The following is a 6190-nucleotide window of genomic DNA, read 5'->3' as shown; positions in this document are numbered from 1 at the left end:
ACGTTAATATAGACTCAACGGAAGTGCTTGTTAATGCCGCTGGTCATGAATCGGCTCATGAAATGGATGCGCAGGATGGCAATCATTACAGCCAAAGCGATAACGAAGCCTACGCCAATAATTTTGGTAGCAACCTAGCGGACTATACGAATTTAGCCTTAGACATCAATGGTTATGACAGTGGCATGGCGTCGACTAATGAGCATGTCGGTAACACTAGTCATTATGTCAAAACAAATACAGCTCAATACAAAGGCTTGGATAAGGAGCAGGGAGATAATTGGAATTTAATGCATGTTGATATGAATCCATGGCATGCTCCAGAGGCTGTAGATAGAGCATGGGTTCAACCAGTTAAAAATTTTCCTAAGGATGTAAAGAGGGCTGTTCATGGAATAGATGGCAAAGATCTTCTTAAGGTTGGAAATAGAGTCGTTACTGTTGGTACAATGGTTGCTCCTCAGAGGGTTGGTTGGAGTATATTAGGGGCTGCTGCAGATACTGCCGAATTCATTATGACTGGTGATTGGCTTAACTTTATTATTCCTAATATTGGTGGATCTGCTATAAAAAATGGTTTAAAAAGAACAGGCATAAATGATAATACGTCTGAAAGAGTTAGTCATTTATCATCAAATGAAATTAAAGACCTCTTATCTGAGGGGGATGAATAGTGAATTATTCTAAGAGAAATATATTCTTTTTATTTTTAATGTACTTGCTCTTATTGTTATGTATATATATTTCGGAGGTGAGGGGGTGGAGAAGTATTAGTGGAGTGATATTAACCTATAGTTTAGGATTATATTATTGTTATTGTTTTATTTTTAAAAAAATAATTCACTATGCTTATGGAGTAGTTAGAGTGGAAAATAAATATAGTCGAATATTTTTTTTAATTGTTGGAATATATTGTATTTTTTTTGTTCTAGATAGCCTACTATCTAATCCAGCAATGTTTGATGAAGAAGAACTAAAAAGAGTATTGAAAATCTAATTGTCAATTTAGCTTTACTGGCTCAGGTTTGAACTGACAGTTACCGATTTTTTCAGGTGTCGATGTCAGATTAGATTTGAGCTAAGATAATTTAATAAGATACACACCTTAGGCTCTAAATATTTTCAACAAATTTAACAAGACACCCACCTTAAGTTCTTAATATTTTCAATAAGTTAGAAATCCCCTTAACTTCTTTTAGGGCTCAATCTAGCAATTGAGCCAGTTTAAATTTTTTCAAATATCATCACAGCTTTAATTCCTTCAAAAAGCGAACGCTCAAAGTTACTGTTGGTCGTCAACTGAGTAAATAATGCCCGCTAGGGTAGCTTGGAATGCATCGAGTGGATTGGTTCGTATCTTACTGAATAACTCAATATGGAAAGTGGGTAGTTAGACGAATAAAAGCAGAAAAAACCGATGGTTTTTTCTGCTTTTATGTTTAGAGGGGTTAAAAATTATTAACAGTACACATGGATGAACAAGCATTGGCGGTATTGTCATTATTATTACTGCCGTCATCACATTCTTCCGTGGCAATATTTACCACGCCATCACCACAATAGCCTGGTAAGGTACAGTTTTGTGCACAAAACTGGGTGCCATTTAGATTACCATTGTCACATTCTTCAAATTCATCAAGGATGCCGTTGCCGCAGCTATGAACAGCCCAGCCCATGTCAACTAAAGCCGGTATAGACGAGCGAATAGATCGCTGAGCATACTCTAAACCGTTGTCTGTATAAGGTTCCATGATATTTCTGACGGTGCGATTATTCACTGGCTTAGGAGAAACATTTGGTTTCCAATGCAGTAAGATAGAAGCGGATCCTATGTTCATTCCGGTATGCACGTAAGGTCTGCCAGACTCATCGGTGCCCATTAATTTGTTGGCTTGTTTCTGTAAGCGGTAGTAAGTATCCGTTGGTAAAAGCTCGATGGCAGATTGTAATTTTTGATAGTCTGACAAAGGCATGGTAACGACGGGGATGGTAATATCGGTATAAGCAGAAACACGGAAGGTTGCTTCAGCATTGGTAATAACGGCTAATGCGCCTTGATTTTGAGCTTTAGTAATGGCGTCATATTGGGTGCCATTGTAACCTAATTCTTTACGAGCACAGCCACCGGGCAGTAGGACTATTTTGTCTTCAAGGCTTCCGCTAATGGCGCAAGTATTGAAATTGACAATATTAATTTGTCCATGAATGCCGCTGTCAGGAAGGGCTTCAGTGGTGACCACATTACTGTCAATTTTAGGGATGCTGGTATCCTGAATGGTTTCTGGAACCAGCTCAACATTTGTGTCTAATAGATTGGCGGCTTGTTGGCGCGTTATACGGCCATTAAACACGATATTAGAAATCACCTTCTTAGCATCGGTGCGCTCATCACTGTTTAAATCTGAATAATACTTTTGTTTGTCTTTGACCCACAGCATACGCTCATAGATAAAAGGATTACTATCGTTGGAAGGTCTTATCTCAAAGCCCATGCCATGCGTCATTTCGTGCATGATTAGCTGAATAAAGTCGATGGCATTGACGTCTTTTTCGTTGCTATAAAAACCATAGTTAAACTTCTTATTACAAGAGCCATTTAGGTAATTTGGATTGATTTTAATCCAGATGTCGTCATTGCTACCTGAAGAGTCGGTTTGCATTAGCTGGTTAGCCAAGGCGGCAGGGTAAAGGGTATTGGCAATTTGATTTGCGCCATTTTGATAGCTGTACGCATAGGAGGCGGTTGCATAGTAGTTACAGTTTGTATCACTGTCTTGGAGGACGATATCAATCGTTTGATTAATGCGTAATTCTGACGCTATGATGCCAAGCGCGTATTTGAAAGCTTGCAGCCTTTGTGCTCCTAGTGTGGATGCGGTATTGCCATTGGTTGTTGAAAGCTCGTCTGGTGCCGAGGTATCAGTGAACATGCTGTTATTTTCATCGAATCGAAAAATACTACTGGCATCTATGATTTGCTGAAGAGTTAAGTTTGTGGCATTCGCTAGACTGGTAAAACTTGCTAGTATCACCGTCAAGAGGAAATTGATGAGTTGCTTTTTTAAGGTCCTACGTTGGTTGGTTTTGAGTCTTTGTTCTGCTGGTAAAAACATCCTGTTTTCTCCATAGTCCATAGTTAATATCCTGTGTATTTAATAGGCAGTGCTCTTTTTACAGATGCTAAAAAGGAATTTTTTCATCTGTCTACAGGTCTACCTACCGGCAAAATAGAACATATTTTTTCAAATAAAACACCCTTTTTTTTATTTCATGTGTCGTCCCCGAAAAATGGCGTTTCAGATATGAAGCGTCAGGTAATTTTTTGACCTTTCTTATAGGAAATCCATTTCTAGACACAATCATTTTAAAAAGGCTTCAAAGTAGCGGATGCAATAAAATCACATCTCAGTAGCTTAAGTGGATTCTTGCCACCTGTGTTTAAGGTCCCCTTGATCGCATGGTTATTTGTGTATTCTTCTGTCCCAAAAAGGCCTGCCATTGAATCTTCTTTCCGCTGAATACATGATGCTTCTCTGATGTCGGTATTCCTTGCGTCCAGTTTCAATAGACTGTGCATACTTTTCAAGCAGCGTCATGTCTCCCGTTAAAAAGCCTTGCACGAGTTGGGGTGTTTGTGCGGCCGCCCAGAGTGCTGTTGTCATACCATGGGCTGACAATGGATCAAATGAGGCGGCCGCGTCACCAATGGCAGCCCAACCAGCCTTTTTCGCAATGCCTGCTGCTGGCGATAACCAACGGGTAGCGGCACTGGTTAAAGACGGTGGACTGCTTATCGTAAACTGGGCATCTTCAATCCAGTGGGAGACATATTGTGTTGCCTTGATGAGAGCTGCCCAAGTGTCTTGGTCATTATGAATGGCTTTTGGCATTAGGTCTGGATCGGAATAATAGTTTATGGACAGGGTGTCATACGTCAACATCGACTCCCCCTATAACGACTACCGCAGGCAACACTTCCATGGTCCGAGGCGGTTGAGAATAAAAGATTTCAGCCGCAGCGTTATAACGGCAAGGTGACTGACAAATGTCACTGTGTAGAGGCTTTGGAAAGCCCATCGAGTTGGGTTCATTAGGCGTGGCAGAAGGGAAAGCCATGACGGATGAATACATGTCTGTCAACACATTGCTGTTTTTCGTTAGAATGGAACTTACCCCATAAAAAGGAGGCGGCGATGAGCGGCAAGATAAGAAATGTGGAAAAAACCTTGTTATCCGATAACTGGTATACCCTTAATAAATATTCTTATGACTACCAGAACCCCAAGGGAGAATGGGAGCGCCATGAAAGAGAAGCCTATGATAGAGGCAATGGCGCAACCATCTTGCTCTATCACCCTCAAAAACGCAGCGTTATTTTAACCCGCCAATTTCGTTTGCCCAGTTATGTGAATGGCAACCCCGATGGTATGCTGATCGAAACTTGTGCTGGTTTGCTGGACGAAGATAATCCAGAAGAATGCATTCGCAAAGAAACAGAAGAAGAAACGGGTTTTCGCCTCGAAAAAGTGAAAAAAGTCTATGAGGCTTATATGTCACCGGGTTCGGTGACCGAGATACTGCACTTTTTTGTTGCCGAATACCATGATGCGATGAAAGTGTCGGCAGGTGGTGGGCTTGACGAAGAGCAAGAGCACATTGAAGTCGTGGAACTGGAATTGACCAAAGCGCTTGATATGATTGCTGCAGGGGAAATTAAAGACGGTAAAACCATTATGCTGCTGCAATACGCTCAATTACAGGGGCTTTGTTAAAGAAGCAAATAATAGGTGACGTTTTTAGCGAATACTCATGGTTTTATTAGAGGATAAAAGGAGATGGATATGTCTGAGGCGATTGCGAATTTCTTTGCCGCTTGGCAAGTGACGAATGAAGAGGCACGTTTTGCTCAGGTGAAAAGCTCGGTAGTCAGTCAGGTGGAATACCTTGACCCACGTACTCCAGACACCATTAGCAATGTGACTGAGTTAAATCATTATCTTGGTATGTTCAGTGCCAATGCTCCAGGTTGGTCCGCTAAGCTGGTATCGGCTGATGTAACCGGTGATCTCACTCGTGCTTTGGTCGCCTTTAGTGGTGTTGGACCAGATGGCATTCATAAAGTGCAATATGGTCAATATTTTGTTGAACATAAAGGTGAGTTAATTTCCCGAATGGTGGGGTTTGCTGGCACGGGAAAGGCCGAGTAGAAATCGGATGAGATGGTTTTAGGTTATCCGCTGTGTTCAATCAATCACAAACTTTGGCTTGCTTTCTATCTTAAAAAAGTCTCATTCTTTATGTCTTTTTAATCAAGATGTTCTTTTTATGCAGAAGCTTATTGAAATTGCAAAAAGTGTTTTAGAGGAAAGGAGCGATTTGCCTTTTTCTGTTTATTCCTCGTCGGCGGAACAATTTATGTTGAACGTTCCTGTGGCTAAGCCCTTGTTAGTTTTTGTCTTGTCCGGCAATAAAACACTGGGCGAAAAGAATGAGATACATTGCCCTTCCGGAAGTTTTGTTTTTCAATCCAATACCCCCAAGATTGCCATGAAAAATGTGCCTAGTGGCGTGGAATATTTTTCTATTATTATTGAGTTTTCCTATGCGGATTTTGAAGGGATTAGACAGACTAATGCCAGTTCAGAAGGGTATTTCCAAGGGCCAATTGAGTCTCGGCTGCGGCAAACATTACAGCAATTTATTGAATGGTCGGCTTTTGCACCAAAGGAATTATGGCATCTTAGGCGTCAAGAAATACTGCATGTTTTGCTGTCATTGGGCTTTGATCAGGTAAGATCGATTGTGGAGCCGCCGACCTTAAGTCATAAGGTGTATTCCATTATTAGTGATGATCTGTCAAACGACTTAGGCGCTGAGACTCTCTCTTCCATGTTGGCGATGAGTGAGTCAACCTTGAGGCGTAAATTGATGGCAGAAGGAATGAGCTTGCAACAGATTAAGGACAGAGCAAGATTAGGTTATGGCTTGCATCTGGTGCAGACCAGTTTTGAGCCCATTGGTTTGATCGCGGAAAAATGTGGCTATGCCTCTCAATCGCGTTTTACCGATAAATTTAAACAGCTTTTTGATATTACGCCGACCGCATTAAGAAAAACCAGATTGACGGTTTTGGGCGAATAAATGGATTGATAGGGACTAAAGTAAAAGGGCAAGTGAGACTAGGATAATC

Annotated in this window: 7 protein-coding genes; 5 read left to right on the top strand and 2 right to left on the bottom strand. The window is 41.1% G+C overall.

What is annotated here, in order from left to right:
• Positions 1-674 (top strand): hypothetical protein (locus ACXAH2_RS10930; protein WP_475078475.1); only part of this gene is annotated, 674 nt, incomplete at its 5' end.
• A 774-nt stretch (positions 675-1448) separates the two neighbouring features.
• Here the strand turns inward: ACXAH2_RS10930 and ACXAH2_RS10925 are convergent.
• Both ACXAH2_RS10925 and ACXAH2_RS10920 read right to left on the bottom strand, forming a co-directional pair.
• The gene (locus ACXAH2_RS10925; RefSeq protein WP_475078474.1) at positions 1449-3113 is read right to left on the bottom strand and encodes a hypothetical protein; all 1665 of its coding nucleotides are present in this window, start codon (positions 3111-3113) and stop codon (positions 1449-1451) included.
• Between the two features lie 348 nt (positions 3114-3461).
• Positions 3462-3941, bottom strand: coding sequence for a hypothetical protein (locus tag ACXAH2_RS10920; RefSeq protein ID WP_475078472.1), 480 nt, complete (start codon positions 3939-3941; stop codon positions 3462-3464).
• Positions 3942-4045: 104 nt separating this feature from the next.
• Between ACXAH2_RS10920 and ACXAH2_RS10915 the strand changes: the two genes are divergently transcribed.
• From ACXAH2_RS10915 to ACXAH2_RS10900, 4 genes are all read left to right on the top strand, one after another.
• Entirely contained in the window at positions 4046-4180 is a 135-nt protein-coding gene (locus ACXAH2_RS10915; protein ID WP_475078471.1) for a hypothetical protein, read from the top strand.
• 13 nt (positions 4181-4193) lie between these two features.
• Positions 4194-4772 carry a GDP-mannose pyrophosphatase NudK gene (nudK, locus tag ACXAH2_RS10910; protein ID WP_475078470.1) on the top strand — a complete coding sequence of 193 codons (579 nt, stop codon included), beginning with the start codon at positions 4194-4196 and terminating at the stop codon, positions 4770-4772.
• Between the two features lie 69 nt (positions 4773-4841).
• Positions 4842-5207: a hypothetical protein gene (locus ACXAH2_RS10905; RefSeq protein WP_475078469.1), complete on the top strand. Its 366-nt coding sequence runs from the start codon at positions 4842-4844 to the stop codon at positions 5205-5207.
• A 118-nt stretch (positions 5208-5325) separates the two neighbouring features.
• Complete coding sequence (locus tag ACXAH2_RS10900) at positions 5326-6141, top strand: helix-turn-helix domain-containing protein (protein WP_475078467.1); 816 nt, start codon at positions 5326-5328, stop codon at positions 6139-6141.
• Positions 6142-6190: the final 49 nt, after the last annotated feature.

It is taken from the genome of Marinomonas sp. ABL3_031 (genome assembly GCF_056161265.1).
This window is presented reverse-complemented; position numbering and strand designations above follow the sequence as displayed.